Below are 22,939 nucleotides of genomic sequence, written 5' to 3'. Positions count from 1 at the left end.
GACAGTCGCAATATTACGACGATGTTTCGCAAGGAATTGACTGACTCTCGTTATGGTTTCCAGGCCCTCCTCGCTGGTCAGGACAGGCCGCCGCGGTCGAAAACCGCCGTGGACGCGTTGCAAGCGACGGCGCCGGATTCACGTAAGCCATTGCAAGCGCTTGCGTTCCAGGCCGTATAGTTTGCGCATGACACGACGACTCGCAGAGGTGGCCAAGAAGGTCGGGGTGAGCGAGGCGACCGTGAGCCGCGTGCTCAACGGCAAGCCCGGGGTGTCCGACGCGACCCGCGAGGCGGTGCTCACCGCCCTCGACGTCCTCGGTTACGAACGCCCCACCCAGCTGCGCGGCGACCGGGCCCGGCTGGTCGGCCTGGTGCTCCCCGAGCTGCAGAACCCGATCTTCCCCGCCTTCGCCGAGGTGGTCGGCGGCGCCCTGGCCCAGCAGGGCTTCACCTCAGTGCTGTGCACGCGCACGGTCGGCGGCGTCTCCGAGGCCGACTACGTCGACCTGCTGCTGCAGCAGCAGGTCAGCGGCGTGGTCTTCGCCGGCGGGCTCTACGCCCAGGCCGACGCCGCGCACGGGCACTACGAGCTGCTGCACGAGCGCAAGCTGCCCACCGTGCTGGTGAACGCGGCCGTGGCGCGGCTCGACTTCCCCCAGGTGTCCTGCGATGACGTGGTGGCCGCCGAGATGGCCGTCGCCCACCTGCGCGCGCTCGGCCACGAGCGGATCGGCATGGTGCTCGGGCCGAAGGACCACATGCCGTCGCGGCGCAAGCTGGAGACGTTCGTGTCGGAGGGCTGCGACCCCGAGCTGGTCGAGCACACGATGTTCTCGCTGGAGGGCGGGCACGCGGCCGCGGCCAGGCTGGTCAGGCGCGGCGTCACCGGCGTGGTCTGCGCCAGCGACCTGCTCGCGCTCGGCACCATCAGGGCGGCCCGCCGCGCCGGGCTCGCCGTGCCTGCGGACGTCTCGGTCATCGGCTTCGACGACTCCGCGCTGATGAACTGCACCGAGCCGCCGCTGACGACGGTCCGCCAGCCGATCGACGCCATGGGCAGGGCCGCGGTGGACCTGCTGGTCGCGCAGATCGACAAGGCGGTCGTGCCCGCGGACGAGCTGCTGTTCGAGCCCGAGCTGGTGGTCAGGGCCTCCACGGCCCGCGCTCCGGAGGAGGCGCGGGCGGCCCGCCGTTGACGCGAGGCCGCTCGTAATGTAGTCGTTATATTGCAATAGTCCGTCAAAATATTGCGTACTTCGATCGGCGATCCTATGGTGTGGGCACCTCGCATCAGAAGGGTCAGACCATGCAGAGATCCACGGGACTCCTGCTCGTAACCGTGCTCGGGCTCGCGGCCACGGCCTGCGGCTCGGGCGAGCCCGCCTCCCCTTCCGCCGGCGGCGCCGAGGCCGTGACGATCACGGTGGCCTGCCAGCCCGCCAAGTCCGCGCCCAAGGAACGGCAGGCCTGGGATGACGACGTGGCCACGTTCATGAAGAACCACCCCGGGGTGACGGTCAAGAGCACGGACCAGCAGCCGTGCTTCGACCCCAAGACGTTCGGCCCCAAGATGGCGGGCGGCCAGATGGAGACCGTCTTCGTGGTGCCCGTGACCAACTACGCCGACGTCATCGGCAAGGGCCAGGCGCTCGACATCACCCCGTACACGAGCACGATCAAGAACTGGAACGACCTGCGCCCCGACGTCCGCGAGCTGGTCACCAAGGACGGCAAGGTGTACGGCGTGCCGAACGTCCACTACGGCGTCGGCCTCGTCTACAACCGCGCCCTGTTCACCAAGGCAGGGCTCGACCCGAACAGCCCGCCTGCGACCTGGGCCGAGGTCCGCGAGGCGGCCAAGAAGATCGCCGCCCTCGGCCAGGGCTACGTCGGCTACGGCGAATACTCCGGCGGCAACACCGGAGGCTGGCACTTCACCCAGGCGATCTACGGTCGCGGCGGCAGCATCCTGACCCCCGACAACACGAAAGCCGCCTTCAACTCTCCCGAGGGCAAGGCCGTGCTGCAGACCCTGCACGACATGCGCTGGGTGGACAACAGCATGGGCAACAAGCTCCTGGTCGGCTGGGAGTCGCTGATGATGGCGATGGGCAGTGGCAAGGTCGGCATGATGCTCGGCGCGCCCGACGTGGTCACCGACGTGGTCAACAAGTTCAAGGGCAACGTCGCCGACTACGGCATCACCGGCTTCCCCGAGGCCAAGGCGTCGCTCAGCGGCGGCGAGGCGTTCATGATCAACCCGAAGGCCACCCCCGAGGAGGCAAAGGCGGGCCTGGCGTGGCTCGACTTCCGCTTCAACACCGTCGGAAAGGGCCGCTTCGACTTCGCCCGCGGCAAGGCCCTCGGCAACCCGGTGGGCGTGCCGGACAACGACGTCTACGGCGACTCGCCCACCGGCAAGGCGATCCAGGCCGACCGCGTGAAGAACGCCTCGCTGCCGGTCGAGAACTACGAGCCGTACGTGCGGGCCGCCGCCACGATCCCGCCGAAGGCCGAGCCGGTGCACGCGCAGGAGCTGTACGCCATCCTCGACGTGCCCATGTCGGGCGTGCTGAGCCGCAAGGACGCCGGCATCGACCAGCTCCTCGCCGACGCCGAGACCAAGGCGAACTCCCTGCTGGCGGCCAAGGGCTGACCCTGTGGGCATCTTGAGGCGCAATCTGACGGCCTACGGGTTCCTGTGCGCGGCGCTGGCCTGCTTCGCGGTGTTCGCCTGGTATCCGATGGTCAGGGAGTTCGTGCTGAGCTTCCAGAAGACCGACCTGATCAACCCGCCCGAATGGGTGGGGCTGGACAACTTCACGGCAGCCGTCCAGGACCCCGCCTTCGGCGAGGCCTGGCTGAACACCGTGGAATTCACGCTCCTCGCGCTGCTGTGCGGCTATGCCGTGCCGTTCGTCGTCGCGCTCGTGCTGAACGAGCTGCGCCACGCCCGGGCCTACCTGCGGTTCGTCGTCTACCTGCCGGTCATGTTGCCGCCCATCGTCGCGGTGCTGCTGTTCCGGTGGTTCTACGATCCGGGGCCCGGGCTGTTCAACCAGGTCCTCGGCGCCGTCGGCCTCCCGCCGCTGGCCTGGCTCGACAGCTCGTCCACGGCGCTGATCTCGCTGGTGCTCGTCTCGACGTGGATGAACATGGGCAGCGCGACGCTCATCTATCTCGCCGCGCTGCAGAACATCCCGCCCGAGCTGTACGAGGCCGCCGAGCTCGACGGGGCCGGCATCCTCAAGCGCGTCAGGCACGTCACCATCCCCCAGACCCGGCTGATCCTTCTCCTCATGCTGATGTTGCAGATCGTGGCCACCATGCAGGTCTTCATCGAGCCGTACATGCTCACCGGCGGAGGGCCGGAGAACGCCACGGTCTCGGTGGCGTACCTGATGTACCAGTTCGCCTTCTCGCAGATGAACTACGGCCAGGCGGGCGCGCTCGGCATGATGCTCATGCTGGCCCTCCTCGTCTTCGCGGCCCTCCAGCTCCGGACGACCAGGGAGGACCAGGCATGACCTCCGCCACGGACGTCCGGCCCGCCACACGACGCAGGGCCGGGAAGGCGCGCGCGCCGAAACCCATTCACGTGCAGTTCCGCACGATCGTCTCGCCACACCAGCTCAACAGCAGGTGGGGGCGGCGGATCTACTGGCTGGTGCTGGTCGCGGTCATCGTGGTGTTCACGCTGGCCTTCGTCTTCCCGCTCTACTGGATGATCACCGGCGCCATGAAGACGCCGGAGGAGATCGCCGAGATGCCGCCGTCGCTCTTCCCCGCCCACCCGACGACCGACGCGTTCGCCGAGGCGTGGGACCTGTTCGACATCGGCACGCTGCTGGCCAACACCGTCTACTACGCGCTGGGCGCGTGGCTGTTCTCCATGGCGGTGGACGTCACGGCCGCGTACGCGCTGTCGAAGCTGCGGCCGATGTTCGGCAACGTGATCCTCGGCGCCATGCTGGCCACCCTGATGATCCCGCCGATGGTGATCCTCATCCCGCTCTACGTCACGATCGTGGACCTGGGACTGCTCAACAACCCGTGGGGCCTGTGGTTCCCCGCGGCCGCCAACGGCTTCAACATCTTCCTGCTCAAACGGTTCTTCGACTCTATTCCCCGCGAGCTGATCGAGGCGGCGCAGATCGACGGCGCCGGCCCCGTGCGGGTGTTGTGGTCGGTCGTGCTGCCGGTCTCCAGGCCGATCCTCGGCGTGGTCTCCATCTTCACCATCGTCACCGCGTTCAAGGATTTCGTCCTGCCGCTGCTGGTCATGACCGACAGCGAGAAGATGACCATCAGCGTGGGCCTGTCGCAGACGGCAGGAGCGGTGACGCAGAACCAAGTCATGGGAGGCCTGGTCATCGCCGGCATCCCCATGATCATCGTTTTCTTCGTCTTCCAACGGCACATCATGGCGGGACTCACCGCCGGAAGCATCAAGGGATGAGCGCATGTCGCAAACGTGGTGGCGGGGGGCCGCGATCTACCAGGTTTACCTGCGTAGCTTCGCCGACGGCAACGGCGACGGCGTGGGCGACCTCGCCGGCCTGCGCGCCCGACTGCCGTACCTGAAGGATCTGGGGATCGACGCCATCTGGCTGAACCCGTGGTATCCGTCGCCGATGGCCGACGGCGGCTACGACGTGGCCGACTACCGGGACATCGAGCCGGTCTTCGGCACGCTCGCCGAGGCCGAGCGGTTCGTCGCCGAGGCGCACGACCTGGACATCAAGGTCATCATCGACGTGGTGCCGAACCACAGCTCGACGGAGAGCGCCTGGTTCCAGGAGGCGCTGGCGAACCCGGCGGTCAGGGACCGGTTCTGGTTCAGCGACGAGCCCGTGAACGACTGGCGGTCCATCTTCGGCGGCTCCGCCTGGACCCAGGTGCCCGACGGGCAGTGGTACCTGCACCTGTTCGCCCCCGAGCAGCCCGACTTCAACTGGGCCAACCCCGAGGTGCACCGGGAGTTCGAGGACGTGCTGCGGTTCTGGTTCGAGCGCGGCGTCGACGGTTTCCGCATCGACTCGGCGGCCCTGCTGTACAAGTCGGACACCGGCTACGAGGACCTCGACGAGGTCCACGACGTCTACCGGCGGTGGCGCGAGGTGGCCGACGAGTACGGCGAGCGCGTCCTGATCGGCGAGGTCTGGCTGCCCGACCAGGAGCGGTTCGCCCGCTACCTGCGTCCCGACGAGCTGCACACGGCCTTCAACTTCGACTTCCTGTCCTGCCCGTGGGACCCCGCCGAGCTGCGCCGGGTCATCGACCTGACGCTGGCCACCCACACCCCGATCGGCGCCCCGCCCACGTGGGTGCTGTCCAACCACGACGTGACCAGGCCCGTCACCCGCTACGGCCGCGCCGACACCACGTTCGAGCACGGCGGGCGCCTGCACGGCACCCCGTCGGACCCGGAGCTGGGCTACCGGCGGGCGCGGGCGGCGGCCCTGCTGTCGATGGCGCTGCCCGGCTCGGTCTACGTCTACCAGGGCGACGAGCTGGGCCTGCCGGAGGTGGAGGACCTTCCGGACGAGCTCCGCCAGGACCCGATGTTCGCCAGGTCGGGCGGCGCCAACCCGGGCCGCGACGGCTGCCGGGTGCCGCTGCCCTGGTCGGGCGACGAGCCGCCGTACGGCTTCGGCACCGGCACGCCCTGGCTGCCGCAGCCGGTGAGCTGGCGCAAGCTCACCGCCGAGGCCCAGCGCACGGATCTGGGGTCGATGCTCAACCTCTACCGGACGGCCCTGGCCATCCGGCGTGACCGGCTGGGCGACGGCACCATGACCTGGCTCCCGCTGGGGGAGAACGTCCTGGCCTTCACCCGCGAGTCGGGCCTGACCTGCGTCACCAACCTGGACCCCGGCCCGGTGCCGATGCCCGCCGGCGAGGTCGTCCTGGCCAGCGGCCCGCTGGAGGACGGCACGCTGCCGCCGGACACCACGGTCTGGCTGGCCGGGCGCTGAGCGCTCACGCCCCGTGCGCGATGGGGGCGGCTCGGCGGGTCCCGGCCGTCTCGGGTGCGGAGCTTCCGCGCCTGACCAGCCGCAACCCGCCGGCCGCCGCGAGCACCAGGCACAACCAGGCGAACCAGTCGCCGAAGCGGGCGTAGACGGTGGTGCCCGGCCCCTCGGGCACGCCGGCGGCCGCCATGACGAACGGGCTGCTGCTCTCGGTGTCGGTCTCGGCGAGCACCCGTCCCCACGGGTCGGAGATCATCGGCGTGCCCTGCTGCGCCGCCCACGCCACCGAGAGCCCGCTCTCCACGCCGCGCAGCAGCGCGTTCCGGCTGTGCTGCCGGCCGTTGCCGAACTCGTCGGCGGCCGGCGTCGCCAGCAGGCGCGCCCCCGCCAGGGCGTAGTCGCGGATCGGCGTGGGGAAGTTGAGGTCCATGCAGTTGGCCAGGCCGACGTCGCGCCCGTGGCCGTGCGCGAAGACCAGCTCGTCGCCGCGGCGGAACGGCACGCCGGGGGCGAAGTGCCACTTCGTGTAGGAGACCGGCGCGGACCCGTCGGACGGGAGGTGCACGGAGTAGTTGTACTTGATCTCCGGGGTCGTGTGTACGATCCCGATCACCACGTCGACGCCTCGCTCGCGGGCGACCGCGCGCAGCGGCTGGAGCGCGCCGGCCAGGCTGTCCTCGTCGGTGCCCAGAACGCCCTCCGGCAGCACGGCCATGGTGCCCTCCGGCAGCGCGGCGATCTGCTCCGCGTACTCCTTGACCAGGGCCTGGGCTTCCGGGCCGGCCGCGTCGGGGGCCCACTGGAAGCGGCTCGCCGACAGGACCGCCACCCGCTGTGCGGCGGGTCCGCCCGCGTCGGCCAGGCGCAGCGCCCCGAAGCCGAGCACGACGGCGCACGCCGCCACCCCTGCGACACCGGTACGCAGCCGTGCTCCCGTGACGGCCCCCGGCCACGCCACCGCCGCGATGGCGGCCGGCACCATGAGCACGACGAACTCCACGCCCCACGCGCCCGTCACCGAGGCGATCTGGATCACGACGGGCACGTCGGCCACGGACGTGGCCAACGGCCAGACGATGCCCGTCGGGTTGGCCAGGACGGTCGCGTACATGAACGCCACCCATACGGCGGGCGGCGCGCTCGCGGCGAGCAGCGGCAGCCCGCGCAGGAGGAGCGCCCGGAACAGCCAGGCCACCAGACCGAACAGCAGGGAGGTGCCGATGACGATGGTGATCCCGATGGGCAGCGGCACCGACGGTGTCTTCAGGAAGAACTCGAACTGGTTGCTCAGGCCCAGCAGGTACGCCAGGAAGGCGACGCAGAAGGCCGTCCTTGCGCTCACCCGAGGCGCCAGCAGCAGCACCGGCAGCGGCGCGAGCCAGGTGAGGGCCGGGATCGGCGCGAAGCCGGTGCCGAAGTAGAACAGCAGTGCCGAGGCCGCCAGCGCGACCGGCGCTCTTAGTCGTGATGCCATGAAGCTCCCCCGTCCGTCGGCGTGTATACACCGTAAACATACCCAGTATACGGTGTCAACGTGCCGCGGGGCGGCCCCCGCCGTCCAGCGCTACGATCGCCGGATGGCTCGCCTGCGCAGAACGCCCCCGCATGACCTGGCACCGCACGCCCGTGCCCTCTACGAGAAGATCACCGCCGGACCGCGCGGCACGTTCATGGTGGCTCCCGAGGGCGGGCTGACGGGCCCGTTCAACGCGATGCTGCTCAGCCCGCCGGTCGGCGACGCGCTGCAGGAGCTCGGGGCGGCCGTCCGCTACCGCTCCTCGCTCACCGACCGGGCGCGGGAGCTGGCGATCCTGGTCGTGGCCGGCCACCACGACAGCGCGTTCGAGCGGGCCGCCCACGAGCCGATCGCCCGCGACCTGGGCTTCACCGACGACCAGCTCCGGGCGCTGCGCGACGGCTCGCCCCTGTCGCTGCCCGAGCACGAGCAGGCGGTCCTTGACGTCGCCCGCGCCCTGGTGGCCAGGGGTGACCTCGACGACGACGAGTACGCGAGGCTGGGGGAGCAGGAGCTGTTCGAGCTGACCACCCTGGTCGGCTACTACGCGACCCTGGCGCTCCAGCTCCGCGTCTTCCGGGTGTAGCCGGGGCGACGCCGGTCACTGGCCTGGGCGACCTCTCCGACTCGGCGGTCGCCAGACCGGGACCAGCCCGTCGTGAAGGTCATCGATGGCGTTCCGGAGTTCGACGTGGACACGGTCGTGTCGCGGCGTTGTCACTTGACCGCGTCGCCGTTGGGGAAAGCGGTCCGCGGTGCTGCCGCGATCGTCAGGGACCTGCTCGCCCGTACCCATGCCGCGGACAGGATGGTCACCATGACCGTTCCGATCGCTCCGGACGTCGCAATCACCGTGGATGACATCGCATTCTGGCCGGCGAGCCCGAATATCAGAATGGCGGTGCCCTGGGTGACCCGCATCGTCGTCGTGAGCAGCCCCACGGCCTGTCCGCGCATGTCGTCAGGAACGGTCTGCGTGAACTCGGCGGCGAGCGGGATCCAGAAGTACAGAGCGATTCCGGAGACCACCATCAGGGCGGCCGCGGCCACCATCCCGGGCACGGCGACGAACAGCACCAACGGTGCGCAACTCATGATGGTCAGGACCACGACGTGGAGCGGGCGCTGGTCGGGGATCAGCAGGGGGAAGATCCAGAGTCCGACGACGATGCCGGCGGTACTGGCCGCCATCAACAGGCCGGCCCCGGCCGGTCCGTGGCCGATCTGCGCTGTGTAGGGCGTCGCAAGCGTCTGGCAGACGAGTGTGGTGGCGATGGGGAACGGAAACAGCATGATCACCCGGAGCCGCCGGTGGGCGGCAACGTAGCGGATCGCGGCGCGCGTGGCACCGAGCCAGGACAACGAGGGACCGGTGCGAGCAGTCGCCGGGCGGGTACGCACACCCAGCAGGATGACGACGCCGGAGAGGGTGAAGGTGGCGGCGTTGGACACCAGGACCACGGACAATCCGGTAAGGGAGACGATCACGCCCCCAGCCGCGAAGCCGATGGTGTAGGAGACGTGGTTGACCAACTGCGTGAGCGCAGACCCTTTCACGAGCCGCTTCCCCGGGAGCACCACGGACATGGTTGACATGTAGGCGCTGGTGAACGGTGAGTCGAGCAGCCGAATCGCGGCCAGAAGTGCCCACAGGGCGACCAGCGGGAGTCCGGGGATCGCCATGACCAACAGGAGGAGTGCTCGTCCGAGATCAGCGGCCACCATGACGGCGCGACGAGGGAGCCGGTCTGCCAGACCGGCCAGCATCGGGCCGCCGAAGAGGTCCGGCAGGGTGGTAAGAGCGAAGGTGACGCCCATGAGAGCCACGGACCCGGTTTCGGCGAAGACCGTGATCACCAGCGCCACTCGAGCGACGTAGTCGCCGATGGTCGACAGCGCCCGGCTGACGAACAACGCGCGGAACTCGCGCCCGCCGAAGATGTCGGCATATGTGACGCGGACGTGTGGTTCGCCCTTCCCCGGCACCCTTTCGTCCTTTGTGATCAACCTGTGTGGCCACTTGTCGTCGTGCGTGTCAGCGCGCCGATCACCGAGCAGCCCATCACCAATTCGTGGGCGGCGTCGATCCCCAGCAGGTCTTCCAGTGCCTCGTCCTGGATTGCCGCAGTGAAGGTGACGCCGAGTCCCAGCGCGGTCGCCAGCAGGTACACGGTCTGGCTGAGGTGACCGACGTCGAGATTGAGCATGCGATACGTGCGCGCGGTGGAGTATTTCCAGGTGCTGCGCGCGAGCACGCAGGTGAAGAACACCACACATCCGCTGTCCGACACCCAGTCCTGGTCCCCCAGCAGCCTCACGAGGCTGTCCGCACTCTGCGGCGGCCCCACCAGTTCGAGCTCATCGCGTCGGGTGTTCAGGTGATAGATCCCAGGCTGGAGCCCGCTGACCCGGTGCGCATGGAGGTAGATCTCGGTGGGGTGCCGGCCTCCCCCGGAAGCGGAGGTCTTGAAGGCGGTCTGGGTGCGCTCGTCGAGTTCGGTGATCCCACCACACCAGCGCAGCAGTGCGCTGACGGCCTCGAAGGGCACGGGTTCTCCGCTGAACCGTCGTGAACTACGGCGATGCGACAGGACGTCCAGGAAGTCGGAGCGGGACCACGAAGCCGTGTCGGCCGCCGCCAGTACGACACGGCGTGGCGCGGGCACTTCCCGGCAGACGGGAGGTGGCGGTTCATGCTCGAGGCGTTGCCGCAGCCGGTGCTGATCGAGCTCGGACGTGATGAACCGCTGGTCGCGCAGGTTGCGTGTCTCCGTGTGAAACAGCGCGGCGAGCCGGCCCCAGCGATGCCACGCGGCCTCGTTGGCGTCCTCGACGCGGTGCCGTTCCGACTCCCAGGCGATGAGAATATTGGCCACGCGCAGTCGCTCGGCGATCGTGATCAGAAACTGGGCATGGTCCTCATCGCGGGCGCGCGTACGTATGTGGCTCAATGGTTGCCACGTGACGAAACACCGCAGCACGATGTCGGCGTCCTCATCAAGGGCAAAGCGACGATGAGCCAAGGTGTCATGCCAGACCAGCTGATCGGCATGCCGCAGCAACGCGCCGCACGATGAGATGCGTAGCGGCCGGTCGTCCATGTGGCGGCTCCGCCAGACCTCCCGAAGCTGATCAGTCGATGTCCGACGTCCGCTCCACCCAGGCATTCAGCACCTCGGCGGGCAGGTGATCGTCGCTCAGTTCCACGACGACGTGGTCCGTGGCTGACATGTTCATGGCGCTCCTCATCCCGGGCAGAATCGCCTGGCTCCAGATCATGCGGATCTGGGCGATCCCGCTGTCCTGTTGAAGACAACCGCCTCTCGGGCGGCCAAATCCAGGGCAGCGCCCGGACACTGTGCGGACACTTGCCACTCACCAGCGGCCCTCACCCGAAGGTCCGACCCCACCCGACCCCTGGCGACCGTAGATCGGTGTCGACCCGACCCTCACGACGCCGGGCTGGTTGATCGGTTCTCGCATCACTTCAGCGCCCGCGGCCTCGACGACGAGTACGCGAAGCTGGAGGAGAGCGTGCTGTTCGAGCTGACCACCCTGGTCGGCTACTACACGACGCCGCCACTCCAGCTCCGCGTCTTCCGGGTGCGGCCGGGCTTCAGCGAGCCCGGCTCATGGGCCGCCGCAGGCCTTGCGGATGTCCTTGAACCAGCGCACATACTGGTCGTGCAGGTCGCGGCCGGCGATGCGCAGCCAGGCGTCGTCGGCGTTCTCCAGGTGCGAGAAGTTCGCGCTGCCGGTGTAGACGCGCGGCGTGATGTCGTCGTCGTAGAAGCCGTCCAGCAGCATGAGCTTGGTGTGCGGCACCACGCTCCGCGAGCCGACGGTGAAGCGGCAGGGCGTGACCTGCATGTACTTCCCGTTGGACGCCCGGGTGGCGAGGACCTTCCTGATCTCGCTGTCGACGTTCGTCATGGCGTTGCCGGCGTTCTCGTAGAAGACGATGTCGATCCAGCAGTTCTCGCCCCTGAGCCGCAGCAGCTCGTCGGCGATGGCCTTGCGGTTCTTGTTGAAGGCCGTGAGCGACAGCCGGATGTCGGTCTGCTTGGTCACGCCGTCGACGTCCCTGTAGGAGCACTCGACGAGCCGCAGGATGTTGACGACGGGGTCGCCGGACGACTTCGCCCGGGGGAAGAAGTGCGCCTTGATCGGCGTGCCCGTCGGGGTGGCCCAGAAGTAGCCGGGGTTGACGTCCGCGCGCCGACCCGTACGCATGTCGTCGAAGTATTTCAGGTAGCCGTCATAGACCGTGGCGTCGGTGAAGGTGTAGGCGTCGTTGTAGGAGTTGTACAGGTACCAGTCGGACAGGTTCGACGACGTCTGGAAGCCGACCTTGGCGTGCACGGTGCCGTCGACCAGCACGTTGGAGAAGAGCGCGAACTTGTTGTGCTGGTAGTTGCGCGCGATGCAGCCGCGGTTCTTCGTGGCCGGGTCGGGATATTCGCAGCCCACCACCCACGAACCGGCGCTCTCCGAGGTGCCGAGCGCGGCGGCGAGCTGGGCGTGGACGGCGTCGCTGGAGGCGTCCTCGCGGCTGTCGAGGATGACCTTCACCCGCACGCCGCGGTCGTGGGCGGCGACCAGCGCGTCGGCCACCTCGCTCGACCGCTGGCCGGTGGAGAACTGGTGCATCACGAACCGGATGTCGCCACCGGGCTGCACCGCCCGGATCAGCCTGATGAGCTGGTCCATGACGGCGGACTGCGCGGCGCTCGGCGTGCCGGGCACGCCCGGGTCGGCGGTGGGATCGTTGAAGACGGCCGCGTCCAGCACGGGCGGCCCGGTGACCGCCGTCGTCCGCGCCGGGTCGGCGGCGGCCGGGTGGCCGGTGGCCAGGAGCGAGGCGGCCAGGCATAACGCCACGGTGACGCGGCGGCTGACAGATCTCGTGGTCATGGAGATCCCCTTCGGAGGGTGGGGCATGATCGTCGAGATCGACTGTCGTGTCGGTGGTCGGAGCTGTCAAGGCCGCGGTCAGGCCGACTCGCGGATCACCAGCTCGGTGGGCAGGATCACCGGCTCGCTCGCCCCGCCCTCGAAGAGGTTGAGCAGCAGCCTGACCATGGCCGCCGCCTGCTCGGCGACCGGATGGCGGAGCGTGGTCAGCGGCGGCTCGGTGTATTTCGCCGCCTCGATGTCGTCGAAGCCCACCACGGCGACGTCGTCGGGCACCCGCCGGCCGGCCTGGCGCAACGACTGCAGCGCGCCGACCGCCATCAGGTCGTTGGCCACGAACACGGCGTCGAGCTCGGGATCGTCGCGCAGGAGCTGGCGCATCGCCACCGCCCCCGACTCCCGCGTGAAGTCGCCGACGGCGACGATCGAGCGGTGGTCGGAGTCGCGCAGCACGTTGCGGTAGCCGGTCAGGCGGTCCTGGCCGCCGATCATGTCCTGTGGGCCGGCGATCGTGGCGATCCTGCGCCGCCCCGTCTCCACCAGGTGCCGCACCCCGGCCTCCGCGCCGCCGATGTTGTCGTTGTCGACGTACGGGATCTCCACGGGGACGGCCGGCCGCCCGTAGGAGACCACGGGGACGCGCAACCGCGACAGGGCCGACGGCAGCGGGTCGGCGCCGTGCATGGAGATCAGCATGACGCCGTCGACGTGGCCGCCGGAGATGTAGCGCTCCAGGCGGGCGTGGCTCTTGGCGGAGGAGGCCATCATGAGCACGACCTGCTTGTTGACCGCCTCCAGCTCCATGGAGGCCGACCTGATCGCCGTGGAGAACATCGGGTCTTCGGAGAAGACGCGGGTGCCGGGCTCGCTGACGACCAGGGCGATCGAGTCGGTGCGCTGGGTGACGAGGCTGCGCGCGGCGGAGTTGGGGACATAGCCCAGCTCGTCGATCGCGCGCAGCACGGCGTCGCGGATGTGCGGCGCCACCGTCGTCTGCCCGTTGACGACCCGGGAAGCGGTGGCGCGCGACACGCCCGCCCGGGCGGCGACCGCTTCCAGTGTCGGACGTCTCATGGCTGGACCGGCAGGAGGGAGAGCATGGAAAAAATCTACAGGCCGTTTCGGCTGATCACGTCCCGGTACCAGAGGGCGCTGTCCTTGAGCGTCCGGGTTTGTGTCGCATAGTCCACATGGACGATGCCGAAACGCCGCCGGTAGCCCTCCGCCCACTCGAAGTTGTCGAGCAGCGACCAGACCAGATATCCGCGCAGGTCCGCGCCCGCCTCGATGGCCCGGTGCACCTCGCGCAGGTGCCCGTCCAGGTACGCCACCCGCTCGTCGTCGTGCACGCGCCCGTCCTCCACGACGTCGTCGAAGGCCGCGCCGTTCTCCGTGACCATCAGGCCGACCTGCGGGTAGTCCCGCGAGAGGCGTACGAGCAGCCTGGACAGGCCGTCCGGCACGATGGGCCAGCCCATCGCGGTCGTCGGCGCGTCCGCCGCCGCGAACCTGACGTCCTCCGAGCCCGGCCACGCGGCGTCGGCGGGCAGCCCCGGGCCCGCCTCGACCACGCACGGGTTGTAGTAGTTGATGCCCACCAGGTCGATCGGCGCGTTGATGAGCGCGAGGTCGCCGTCCTGGATGTGGCCGGTCCCGCCGTTGCGGGCCGCCGCGTCCAGCACCTCCTGGGGGTACGTCCCGTACACCGCCGGGTCCAGGAACTGCCGGGTCAGCAGCGTGTGGATGCGGTGGGCGACGGCCGCGTCCGCCTCGTCCGGCACCGCGGAGGGGTCGTTGACCTGGGCGGGTGTGAGCACAGGCGCGGAGTTGACCACCAGCATGATGCTCTGCGCGCCGCCCGCGCGCAGCCGCCGCGCGGCCAGCCCGTGGCCGAGCAGCAGGTGGTGCGCGGAGCGCATGGCGTCGGCCGGGTCGCGGCGGCCCGGGGCGTGCACGCCGTTGCCGTAGCCGAGGTACGCCGCCACCCACGGCTCGTTCAGCGTCGCCCAGTCGCTGACGCGGTCGCCGAGCCGGTCGTGTACGGCCTGCGCGTAGTCGGCGAACCGGTAGGCCGTGTCGCGGTGGGTCCAGCCGCCGCGTTCTTCGAGGGCTTGGGGGAGATCCCAGTGATAAAGCGTGACGTAGGGCGAAATTTCGGCGGCTAGTAGTTCATCGACGAGCTTGTCGTAGAACGCCAGGCCGCGCGGGTTGATCGACCCCGCGCCGTCGGGCTGGATGCGCGGCCATGCGATCGAGAACCGGTAGGCCGCCAGCCGCAGCTCGCGCATCAGCCCGACGTCGTCCCGGTAGCGGTGGTAGTGGTCGCACGCCACGTCGCCGGTGTCGCCGTCCGCCACGTTCCCGGGGGTGTGGGAGAAGGCGTCCCAGATCGACTGGCCCCGCCCGTCCTCCTTGACCGCCCCCTCGATCTGGTACGAGGCCGTGGCGGCCCCCCAGACGAAGTCCTCGGGAAAGATCATCCCTTCACAGCTCCTTGCATGATTCCGCCGATGATTTGCTTGCCGAACAGGGCGAAGACGGCAACGAGCGGCAGCGTGCCGATCGCCGTTCCGGCCAGGCCCAGCACGTAGTCGTTGACGTATCCGCTGGCCAGCGTCGACAGGGCGACCTGGACCGTCGGGTTGTCCGGGCTCAGCACGACCAGCGGCCAGAAATAGTCGTTCCAGGCCGACATGAAGGTCAGCATGCCGAGCACGGCCGCCGCGGGCCGGGCCGCCGGCAGCACGACGTGCCAGAACAGCCCCCATGTCGTGCACCCGTCCACCCGCCCGGCCTCCAGCAGCTCGGTGGGCAGGGCGCGCGAGAGGTACTGCGTCATGAAGAACACGCCGAACGCGTTGACCAGCGCCGGCACGATCAGCGCGTAGTTGGTGCCGGTCCACTCCAGCTTCACCATGAGCATGTAGAGCGGGATGATGCCGAGCTGCGCCGGGACCATCATGGTCGCCACGGTGATCACGAGCATGGCGTTCTTGCCCCGGAACTTGAGCTTGGCGAACGCGAACCCGGCCAGCGTCGAGAAGAACATCACCGCGATGGAGATCGACCCGGCCACGATGATCGAGTTGAGCAGCGCGAGCCCGAAGGGGACGGTGTCGAAGACCCGGGCGACGTTGGCGAAGAAGTTGCCGCCGGGCAGCAGCGGCGGCGGCACCTCGGCCAGCGCCGAGTTGTGCCGGGAGGCCACCACGACGCTGTAGTAGAGCGGGAACGCCGAGAAGAAGGCGACCGCGGTCAGGGTCAGATAGCGCAGCCTCACACCAGTCCTCCCTTCGCCCTGCGGGTGATCAGGAAGTTGACGCCGGCCACGATCACCACGGCCAGGAACATCAGCCAGGACGCGGCCGAGGCGTAGCCGAAGTCGAACGTCGAGTTCGCGAAGCCCTGCTCGTAGACGAACAACGCCAGGGTCTGGAACTGCCGGTCGGGCCCGCCGGTGGCGATGCCGCCCCCGCCGCCGCTGCTCTGCCCGAACAACATGGGCTCGGCGATGATCTGCATGGCGCCGATCGTGGAGACGATGACCACGAAGATCATCGTCGGCCGGATCATCGGGATGGTGATCCTGCGCAGCTGCGTGAAGTTGCCCGCCCCGTCGAGGGTGGCGGCCTCGTACAGCTCGCGCGGCACGGCCTGCATGGCGGCCAGGAAGATCAGCGCGTTGTAGCCGGTCCAGCGCCACATGATCATCACCGACAGGGCGACGTGCGAGCTCGCGGTGCCCGCCGCCCAGTCGACGCTGCCGACCCCGAACCACGACAGGACCCAGTTGATCATGCCGAAGTCGCGGCCGAAGAGCTGGCTGAAGATCACCACCACCGCCACCACGCTCGTGACGTTGGGCAGCAGCAGCGAGACACGGAACAACGTCTGGAACCGCAGCCGCCTGTTGAGCAGGTGCGCCAGCCAGATGGCCAGCACGAGCTGCGGCACCGTCGACAGCACGCCGATGGAGAGCGTGTTGAACGTGGCGTTCCAGAAGTAGCCGTCGGCGAGCAGCGTCGCGAAGTTGTCCAGCCCGATGAACGTCTGGGTCTCCGACAACAACGTCCACTCGTGCAGGCTCACCCAGGCCGTGTAGACGAGCGGGAACAACCCGAACGCGCAGAACAGCAGGAAGAACGGCGCCACGTAGGCGTACGGCGACACCCTCACATCGAGGGTGTGCCGCATGCCCTGCCCGCGCCGTCGCGTGACCGCGAGGGGAAGAGTGCTCATTTGATCTTCTTGACGTCCTCGAGCACCTGCGCCCACGCCTCGTCCGGCGTCTGCTTGCCCTGCTCGACCCGGCCGAGCCCGTTGCCGATGGCGACCCGGACGTCGGCCTCCTTGGGGCCGAGGTGCTGCGGCTTGAGCGCCTTGGCCGCGTCGGAGTAGATCTTGCCGATGGGGGCGTCGCCGAAGAACGGCTTGGTGAAGTTCTGGATCTCAGGGTCGTCGTAGAGCGCCGGGATCGAGGGGAACGTGCCCTCCTCCTTGAAGACCTTGGCCTGGTTCTCCTTGGAGGTGAGGAAGTCGATCAGCTCGGCCGCCTCCTTCGGGTGCTCGCTCTGCTTCGGCACCATCAGGTGCGAGCCGCCGCTGTTGCCCGAGCCGCCGGGCACGGCCGCGATGTCCCACTTGCCGGAGGCGTCCTTGGCCTGCTCCTGGATGAAGCCCGTCATCCAGGCCGGGCAGATGATCGTGGCGAACGAACCCTTGGCGAAACCGGTGTTCCACGGCGGGGAGAAGGCCGCCAGCTTCGCGGTCAGGCCCTCCTGGGTGAGCTGGTTCGACAGGTCCCAGGCCTTCTTCACGTCGGGGTTGGAGTCCACGATGATCTGGTCCTGGGCGTCGTACAGGCCGACGGGGGCCTGGTTGACCATGGCGCGGAAGATCTCGCCGGGGGAGTCGACGAACTTCGCGCCGGCCACGTCCGCCGCGGCGAACTTCTTGCCGGTCGCGATGTACGCGTCCCACGTCGGCCAGAGCGCCGCCACCTCCTCGCGGTCGCTCGGCAGGCCCGCCTTCTCGAACAGGTCCTTGCGGTAGCACATGGCCAGGCCGCCCACATCGGTGCCGAGCCCGAGCACCTGCGAGCCGTCCTTGCTCAGACCCTGCTGCCACTTCCAGTCGAGGTAGTCGGCCTGCCGCTTGTCGAGCCCGAACTGCTTGAGGTCGGTGAACTTGGCGGGCTGCGCGGTGAACGTGCTGATGTAGCCGACCTCGACGGCCGTGACGTCGCCCGCGCCCGAGTTCGTGGCCAGCCGCTTGACCAGGTTGCTGTGGTGGTCGTTGAACTGCGTGACGTTCTCGACGATCTCGATGTCGGGATGGGTCTTCTTGTATTCCTCGTAGAGAGGTTTGAAACCGAAGTCGCCGAAGAGGTCGACGGTCAGCTTGATCTTCTCGCCGGGGTTGGCGCTCGCCTCTGTGGCGGAGTCCCCGCCACCACCGCCGCCGCACGCGGCCGCCAGGGTGAGCGCGGACGCGGCGAGCAACGACAGGCCGAGCCGCCGGATACGAGGGGTCATCGGAAACCCTCCTGGGTAGGAACTGGAAGGTGGAGAGAGCGCTCTCTCAAGAGATTCCAGGCGTTCGTACGGCGCTGTCAACGGGTCTTGAATAACAATCGGCGTTATGAAGAGAGCGTTCTCCCGGCACCGCCAGGTGTCCGGCGGGCTTCGTGGGGTCGCGCCGGGCCCCTGCTCAGTCGCTGAGCACGCGGCCGGCCATCCGGGCGTACATCCGGCCGGGGCTCGGCGCCCTGGTCAGGAAGCCCGGCAGCATGGGGAGGCCGACGGCGAACGGGTCGAGCCGCCCGTAGAGCTCGTCGGCGTCCGCGGGCCGGTCGTCCGGCCTCTTCTCCAGCAGCTGCGCCAGCAGCGCGCCCAGCTCTCCCGGCAGCCCGGGGAGGGCGGGCGGACGCTCCTTGACCTGCTTCTCGAAGACCACGTAGTCGGTGGGACCGGTGAAGAGCTGGCGTCCGGCCAGCATCTCGTGCAGGACGCAGCCGAGCGAGTAGAGGTCGCTGCGCGGCTCGGCGACGCCGTGCTGGATCTGCTCCGGCGCCATGTACGCCGGCGTGCCCAGGATCTGGCCGATCCTGGTGAACGTGGTGACGTCCGCGTCACGGAGCATGGCCAGCCCGAAGTCCAGCACCTTCACGCTGCCGTCGGGGCAGAGCATGAGGTTCGTCGGCTTCAGGTCGCGATGGCAGATCGACAGCGCGTGGGCCGCCGACAACACCGCGCACGCCTGGGCCGCGATCGCCGCCGCCCACGGCACGGGCAGCGGGCCGTGCTCGCTGACCACGTCGGCCACCGTGACGCCCTCGATGAACTGCATCACCTGGTAGAGCCGCTGCTCGTGGGTGCCGAAGTCGTACAGCACGGGGGCGCCGGGGTGCTCCAGCCTGGCCAGGATGCGGGCCTCGCGGATGAACCTGCGCTCCAGCTCCTCGTCGGGCCCGCTGGGCAACCTGAGCAGCTTCACCGCGACCCGGCGATCGAGGTGGCGGTCGTGGCCCGCGTAGACCGCGCCCATGCCGCCCTGCCCCAGGGGAAGGTCGTCGAGCTCATAGCGGTCGCCGATGACCATTCGCCCTCCTGCCGCCTTATCGGGAAAAAACTACACCGTCAGCACGGCGAGAGAGCGCGGCGTTGGGCGATCGAGCCCGCCTCACGAAGTGAGGCCATGAGCAGGGGGGTGCAGGTGGCCGTCGGCGAGCCCGTCGAGGCCCAGCCTGATGAGCGTCTGTCCCAGGGCGGCGGTCTCGCGCAGGGCGTCCTCCAGTACGGCGAGCTGCCGGAACGCCGCGCCGTAGGCCTTCTGCTCCCGCAGCGACAGCCGCGGCAGCCGGGTGCGGCGCACGTCGAACCTGCTGGAGCCGGTCGTCACCCGCCCACCAGCGGCCCGCAGGAACCCGGCCAGGAAGTCGGGGTCGAGCCGCCGGGCGTCGCCGCGGTAGAGGGTCAGGTGGGGCCCCAGCACCGCGCCGTCGTCGGCGATCACCCGCACCGCCGAGTAGGAGGCCACCACGTCGCCGGGGCGGATCGCGACCAGCCCCTGCTGCGTGCTGGTGAGGCCGGACGGCGAGGTGCCGTTGAGCACGTCGTCGGTGGTCAGCACCGGGATGTCGCCCCCGTCCGCGACCATCTTGGGCGGGGCCTGCATGGAGGTCACCAGGCCCTCCTTGATCAGATCGCCCAGCGTGGTGGCGGGCTGGTCGAGCGGCTGCTCCAGGACCTTCAGGTCGGGCGGCACGGCGGCGGCCGCCAGGAACCGGTCGCGGGCCTCGGCGAACGCCCGCCCGACGTCGTCACGCCGCTGGTGGCGGGCCGGCGTCATGTCGACCTCGTCGGCCAGCAGGTCGATGATGCGTACGGTCTGGTCGGAACGGTCCTCCACGTAAGCCTGCCAGGCCGGCTCGACCAGCGACAGGTCGGCCGTGGCGTCGAGGATCAGCACGTCGGACGGCGGCCGCTCGCCCGCCGCGGGGCGGCGCAGCAGCCACAGGTCGGAGCCGGGCAGCGCCACGACCGCCCGCAGCGCGCCCGCGCGCAGCAGGTTGGCGCGGATGCGGCGGCCTGCCTTGCGGCTGGCGGCCGCTGGGGGCATGAGGATGGCGACCAGGCCGCGCGGTTTGACGTGGGTGAGGCAGTGCTGCACCCAGGCCAGCTCGGGCTCGCCGCGCGGCGGCAGGCCGTGCTCCCAGCGCGGGTCGCCGGTCAGCTCCTCGTAACCCCAGGCGCGTTCGTTGAACGGCGGGTCGCACACCACCGCGTCGGCCCGTTCTCCGGCGAACCCGTCGTGGCGCATGGAGTCGCCCGCCACGACCGTGGCCTCGATGCCGCGCAGCCGGAGCCTGGAGGCGGTGATGGCCGCCGACGTCTCGCTCAGCTCCTGGCCCAGCATCCTGGCGGGCAGCTTGGCGGGCATCGCGCGCTCGCCGCCGCCCTCACCATGAACGGGGCCATGAACCGGCCGCGCGGGGGCGAGCAACAGTGTCCCGACGCCGCAGGCCGGGTCGAGGATGGTCGCGCCGTCCGGGCTGACGAGCCGGACCATCAGCTCGGCCACGTCGTCGCGGGTGACGGAGAGCTGCCTGGAATGAGCTTCGAGGTAGCGCTCACACAGGAACTCGTACGCGGTCAGCGGGCCGTGCTGCCCGGCCAGCTCCAGGATCAGCTCGGCCAGCTCCACGTCGAGCCCGACCGGTTCGTCCCCGCCCACCGCCCCTGCGGCCTCACCGGCAAGCGCGCCACCGGTTCGCGGGTCCCCGGTGTGCGAGCCACCGGCTCGTCCGTCTCTGGCCCGCCCGTCCCCTGTTCGCCCGTCCCCGGTTCGCCCGTCCTTGGCTTCCCCGTGGCCGGCTTGCCCGTCGCCGGTTCGCCCGTCCATGGCCCGGCCGCCGTCGGGGCCGGGAGCGTGACTTCCCGCGGCAGGGCGGGGGAGGGTGGCCTGCGCATGGCGGGTCAGAAGCACCCCGGCCTGGGCCACCAGCTCGCCCAGCCGCAAATCGCCGGCGGCTTTCAGGCGTTGCCACACCCGATCTCCCAGGGAGACCTGGTAGGACTTCCCGTAGCGGCGCAGCCAGGACTCGACCTGCCGCAGCGAGAACAGCGGCTGGTTGGCGGTGCCCCCGACGGGGTGGGGGAAGTCGTCGTGGCGGCGGCGCCAGTTGCTCACCGCGGCACGCCCGACACCGGCGAGCCGGGCGATGTCCCCGGCGTTGACGGTCGGGTCGTGGCTCATGGGGCCACAGTAGTTCACAAGAGTCTTCAGCGCATCTGCTTGTGAAGTCTTTCAACCAATGATTTACTGCTGGGTATGAAGCACAACATCCGCTATGCCGCCGGATCAGACGTGGGCCGCCGCAGGGAGCAGAACGAGGATTCCGGCTATGCGAGTGGCCGGTTGCTCGTGGTGGCTGACGGGATGGGTGGGCACGCCGCCGGTGAGCTGGCGAGTTCGGCGGCGATCGCCGTCATGCGGGAGCTGGATGCCACGCTTCCCGAGACGGGCGCCGACCTGGAGGGGGCGCTGGAAGGCGCCGTGCACGAGGCGGCCCGCAGGCTGGTCGAGCTGGCCGACATCGACCCCGCCCGCAGGGGGATGGGGACCACGGTGACCGCCATGCTGTGGGACGGCTACCGGTTCGCCCTGGCTCATCTTGGTGACTCCCGCGGATATCTGCTTCGCGACGGCGCTCTCTACCAGATGACCAAGGATCACACACTTGTGCAGTCGATGGTGGACGAAGGGCGGATAACGGAGGATCAAGCGGCCGTGCACCCCAGGCGCTCGATGGTGCTGCGGGTGCTGGGCAGCGAGGGCAGGGCGGAGCCGGACATGGCGCTGCGCGAAGCCGAGCCTGATGATCGCTACCTCCTCTGCTCCGACGGGCTCACGACCGTGCTCGGGCCCGAGGTCCTGCACGAGGTGCTGACCACGGTGGCAGACCCGGGCGCGGCCGTCCAGCGGTTGATAGATCTGGCCAACGAGGGCGGCTCGCCCGACAACGTGACCGTGATCGTGGCCGACGTCGTCGCGCCGGGCGCCGGAGATGTGAGCGTCTACCGCGTGGGCGCGGGTTCCTGATCTTCGCAGCAGGAGTCCCAGGAGCCTCACCAGCCTCAAAAGTCCCGAGGGCCACATAGTCGAAATTTCGCCTCATAGCAAGACACTTTCGCGGTGACACACGCGCACGCGCGATGGCGCTACTACAGTCCATCGTGATTTGTCGGTTATCTGGGAGGTGTCACCCTGGACCCGATCGCGGACGAGCTGCTGAAAACGGTGCGGCAGGAACTCGGCTACAGGGAGAAGAGCGGCCAGGTCACCAAGTTCGGTCAGTGGTACGCGGATCGCGTCCAAGACACCCAGTATCGCGACGCGCCCTGGTGTGACATGTTCCTCGCCTGGGCCGCGGACAAGGCCGGCCTCACCGACTACGTCGGCATATTCGCGTGGACCCCTTCCCACGCGGCCTGGTTCATCAAGCAGGACGCGTGGACGCGGAAGCCCGAGCCGGGAGCGCTGGTCTTCTTCGACTGGCGCGGCGGCAAGAGTTACAAGGGCGTCGACCATGTGGGCGTCGTGGAGCGCGTCGCCGGCAAGAAGATCCACACGATCGAGGCCAACGTCGACCGCGAATGGCTCAAGCGCAAAACCCGCGAGACGGACAAGGTCGTCGGCTACGGCGTCCCGCGATTAGTCAAGGCGAACGCCGAGCGGCTCGACGAGATCCGGTCGACCGAACGGCCGTTCGTGTCCGCACCGCGGCCGGAGACCGGGCACGGCTCGCCGCTGGACGTCCTGGGCACCCCGCCCGCGCTGCTCGCCGCGATGGTGCTCACCACGATCGTGCTCTCGCTCCGCCTGACCGGCCGCCGCCGCGGCACCCACCGCCGCTTCACCTGGCCCTGGAACGCGCCAACCGCCCGCCGTCCCGCCAAGACCTCCTCCGGCCCGCGATCTCCGCAGGCCCGCGAGAAGGTACGGACCGCCGCCCAGCGCCACCCCGCACC

The 22,939-nt window shown here is 69.4% G+C and carries 19 protein-coding genes; 8 read left to right on the top strand and 11 right to left on the bottom strand.

What is annotated here, in order from left to right:
- Positions 1-187: 187 nt before the first annotated feature.
- The 5 genes from E1292_RS10745 to E1292_RS10725 all read left to right on the top strand — a co-directional run bounded on the left by E1292_RS10745 (position 188) and on the right by E1292_RS10725 (position 5,980).
- Positions 188-1,198 (top strand): LacI family DNA-binding transcriptional regulator, encoded by a 1,011-nt coding sequence (locus E1292_RS10745; protein ID WP_132594586.1) that lies wholly within the window; start codon positions 188-190, stop codon positions 1,196-1,198.
- Between the two features lie 110 nt (positions 1,199-1,308).
- The gene (locus E1292_RS10740; RefSeq protein ID WP_132594584.1) at positions 1,309-2,658 is read left to right on the top strand and encodes an ABC transporter substrate-binding protein; all 1,350 of its coding nucleotides are present in this window, start codon (positions 1,309-1,311) and stop codon (positions 2,656-2,658) included.
- Between the two features lie 4 nt (positions 2,659-2,662).
- Positions 2,663-3,529: a carbohydrate ABC transporter permease gene (locus E1292_RS10735; protein WP_132594582.1), complete on the top strand. Its 867-nt coding sequence runs from the start codon at positions 2,663-2,665 to the stop codon at positions 3,527-3,529.
- A complete protein-coding gene (locus E1292_RS10730; RefSeq protein WP_246090044.1) occupies positions 3,526-4,461 on the top strand; it encodes a carbohydrate ABC transporter permease in 936 nt (311 codons plus the stop codon). Before E1292_RS10735 ends, E1292_RS10730 begins: the two co-directional genes overlap by 4 nt.
- Before the next feature lie 4 nt (positions 4,462-4,465).
- On the top strand, positions 4,466-5,980 hold the full coding sequence (locus tag E1292_RS10725) for a glycoside hydrolase family 13 protein (protein ID WP_132594580.1): 1,515 nt from the start codon (positions 4,466-4,468) through the stop codon (positions 5,978-5,980).
- A 4-nt stretch (positions 5,981-5,984) separates the two neighbouring features.
- Here the strand turns inward: E1292_RS10725 and E1292_RS10720 are convergent, their stop codons facing one another.
- The gene (locus E1292_RS10720) at positions 5,985-7,451 is read right to left on the bottom strand and encodes a nitrilase-related carbon-nitrogen hydrolase (RefSeq protein ID WP_132594578.1); all 1,467 of its coding nucleotides are present in this window, start codon (positions 7,449-7,451) and stop codon (positions 5,985-5,987) included.
- 103 nt (positions 7,452-7,554) lie between these two features.
- On the opposite strand from E1292_RS10720, the gene E1292_RS10715 reads away from it, so the two are divergent.
- Positions 7,555-8,079: a carboxymuconolactone decarboxylase family protein gene (locus tag E1292_RS10715; RefSeq protein WP_132594576.1), complete on the top strand. Its 525-nt coding sequence runs from the start codon at positions 7,555-7,557 to the stop codon at positions 8,077-8,079.
- 131 nt (positions 8,080-8,210) lie between these two features.
- Here E1292_RS10715 and E1292_RS10710 read toward each other — a convergent pair whose 3' ends face one another.
- The 10 genes from E1292_RS10710 to E1292_RS10660 form a co-directional block, all read right to left on the bottom strand.
- Positions 8,211-9,479: an MFS transporter gene (locus tag E1292_RS10710; protein WP_165974477.1), complete on the bottom strand. Its 1,269-nt coding sequence runs from the start codon at positions 9,477-9,479 to the stop codon at positions 8,211-8,213.
- A 17-nt stretch (positions 9,480-9,496) separates the two neighbouring features.
- A complete protein-coding gene (locus tag E1292_RS10705; RefSeq protein ID WP_165974476.1) occupies positions 9,497-10,594 on the bottom strand; it encodes a SagB family peptide dehydrogenase in 1,098 nt (365 codons plus the stop codon).
- Between the two features lie 529 nt (positions 10,595-11,123).
- A complete protein-coding gene (locus tag E1292_RS10695; RefSeq protein WP_165974475.1) occupies positions 11,124-12,407 on the bottom strand; it encodes a phospholipase D-like domain-containing protein in 1,284 nt (427 codons plus the stop codon).
- Positions 12,408-12,485: 78 nt separating this feature from the next.
- The gene (locus E1292_RS10690; protein WP_132594568.1) at positions 12,486-13,481 is read right to left on the bottom strand and encodes a LacI family DNA-binding transcriptional regulator; all 996 of its coding nucleotides are present in this window, start codon (positions 13,479-13,481) and stop codon (positions 12,486-12,488) included.
- A 35-nt stretch (positions 13,482-13,516) separates the two neighbouring features.
- Positions 13,517-14,887, bottom strand: a complete 1,371-nt coding sequence (locus tag E1292_RS10685; RefSeq protein WP_132594566.1) for a GH1 family beta-glucosidase — start codon at positions 14,885-14,887, stop codon at positions 13,517-13,519.
- Entirely contained in the window at positions 14,884-15,687 is an 804-nt protein-coding gene (locus tag E1292_RS10680; protein WP_132594564.1) for a carbohydrate ABC transporter permease, read from the bottom strand. Before E1292_RS10680 ends, E1292_RS10685 begins: the two co-directional genes overlap by 4 nt.
- Positions 15,684-16,646, bottom strand: coding sequence for a carbohydrate ABC transporter permease (locus E1292_RS10675; RefSeq protein WP_132594562.1), 963 nt, complete (start codon positions 16,644-16,646; stop codon positions 15,684-15,686). The genes E1292_RS10680 and E1292_RS10675 overlap by 4 nt, the downstream gene beginning before the upstream one ends.
- A complete protein-coding gene (locus E1292_RS10670) occupies positions 16,643-17,941 on the bottom strand; it encodes an ABC transporter substrate-binding protein (RefSeq protein WP_132594560.1) in 1,299 nt (432 codons plus the stop codon). The genes E1292_RS10675 and E1292_RS10670 overlap by 4 nt, the downstream gene beginning before the upstream one ends.
- A gap of 175 nt (positions 17,942-18,116) precedes the next feature.
- Positions 18,117-19,007: a serine/threonine-protein kinase gene (locus E1292_RS10665; protein WP_132594558.1), complete on the bottom strand. Its 891-nt coding sequence runs from the start codon at positions 19,005-19,007 to the stop codon at positions 18,117-18,119.
- 81 nt (positions 19,008-19,088) lie between these two features.
- Positions 19,089-21,164, bottom strand: a complete 2,076-nt coding sequence (locus E1292_RS10660; RefSeq protein WP_246090043.1) for an N-6 DNA methylase — start codon at positions 21,162-21,164, stop codon at positions 19,089-19,091.
- Between the two features lie 75 nt (positions 21,165-21,239).
- Here E1292_RS10660 and E1292_RS10650 point away from each other — a divergent pair, with 75 nt between their 5' ends.
- Together E1292_RS10650 and E1292_RS10645 are read left to right on the top strand one after the other, a co-directional pair.
- Positions 21,240-22,010: a PP2C family protein-serine/threonine phosphatase gene (locus tag E1292_RS10650; RefSeq protein ID WP_132594556.1), complete on the top strand. Its 771-nt coding sequence runs from the start codon at positions 21,240-21,242 to the stop codon at positions 22,008-22,010.
- A 198-nt stretch (positions 22,011-22,208) separates the two neighbouring features.
- On the top strand, positions 22,209-22,939 hold a 731-nt coding region (locus E1292_RS10645; RefSeq protein ID WP_132594554.1), incomplete at its 3' end, for a CHAP domain-containing protein.

Origin of the sequence: Nonomuraea deserti, assembly GCF_004348685.1 — a bacterium.
Classification (GTDB): Bacteria; Actinomycetota; Actinomycetes; order Streptosporangiales; family Streptosporangiaceae; genus Nonomuraea; species Nonomuraea deserti.
Note: the sequence above shows the minus strand (reverse complement) of the source record. Positions and strands in the feature narration are given on the sequence as shown.

Coding starts and splice junctions, on each gene's coding strand:
- E1292_RS10685 (WP_132594566.1), bottom strand. CDS start 14,887: ATGATCTTTCCCGAGGACTTCGTCTGGGGGGCCGCCACGGCCTCGTAC.
- E1292_RS10650 (WP_132594556.1), top strand. CDS start 21,240: ATGAAGCACAACATCCGCTATGCCGCCGGATCAGACGTGGGCCGCCGC.
- E1292_RS10725 (WP_132594580.1), top strand. CDS start 4,466: ATGTCGCAAACGTGGTGGCGGGGGGCCGCGATCTACCAGGTTTACCTG.
- E1292_RS10705 (WP_165974476.1), bottom strand. CDS start 10,594: ATGGACGACCGGCCGCTACGCATCTCATCGTGCGGCGCGTTGCTGCGG.
- E1292_RS10665 (WP_132594558.1), bottom strand. CDS start 19,007: ATGGTCATCGGCGACCGCTATGAGCTCGACGACCTTCCCCTGGGGCAG.
- E1292_RS10670 (WP_132594560.1), bottom strand. CDS start 17,941: ATGACCCCTCGTATCCGGCGGCTCGGCCTGTCGTTGCTCGCCGCGTCC.
- E1292_RS10675 (WP_132594562.1), bottom strand. CDS start 16,646: ATGAGCACTCTTCCCCTCGCGGTCACGCGACGGCGCGGGCAGGGCATG.
- E1292_RS10745 (WP_132594586.1), top strand. CDS start 188: ATGACACGACGACTCGCAGAGGTGGCCAAGAAGGTCGGGGTGAGCGAG.
- E1292_RS10720 (WP_132594578.1), bottom strand. CDS start 7,451: ATGGCATCACGACTAAGAGCGCCGGTCGCGCTGGCGGCCTCGGCACTG.
- E1292_RS10715 (WP_132594576.1), top strand. CDS start 7,555: ATGGCTCGCCTGCGCAGAACGCCCCCGCATGACCTGGCACCGCACGCC.
- E1292_RS10690 (WP_132594568.1), bottom strand. CDS start 13,481: ATGAGACGTCCGACACTGGAAGCGGTCGCCGCCCGGGCGGGCGTGTCG.
- E1292_RS10730 (WP_246090044.1), top strand. CDS start 3,526: ATGACCTCCGCCACGGACGTCCGGCCCGCCACACGACGCAGGGCCGGG.
- E1292_RS10740 (WP_132594584.1), top strand. CDS start 1,309: ATGCAGAGATCCACGGGACTCCTGCTCGTAACCGTGCTCGGGCTCGCG.
- E1292_RS10660 (WP_246090043.1), bottom strand. CDS start 21,164: ATGAGCCACGACCCGACCGTCAACGCCGGGGACATCGCCCGGCTCGCC.
- E1292_RS10695 (WP_165974475.1), bottom strand. CDS start 12,407: ATGACCACGAGATCTGTCAGCCGCCGCGTCACCGTGGCGTTATGCCTG.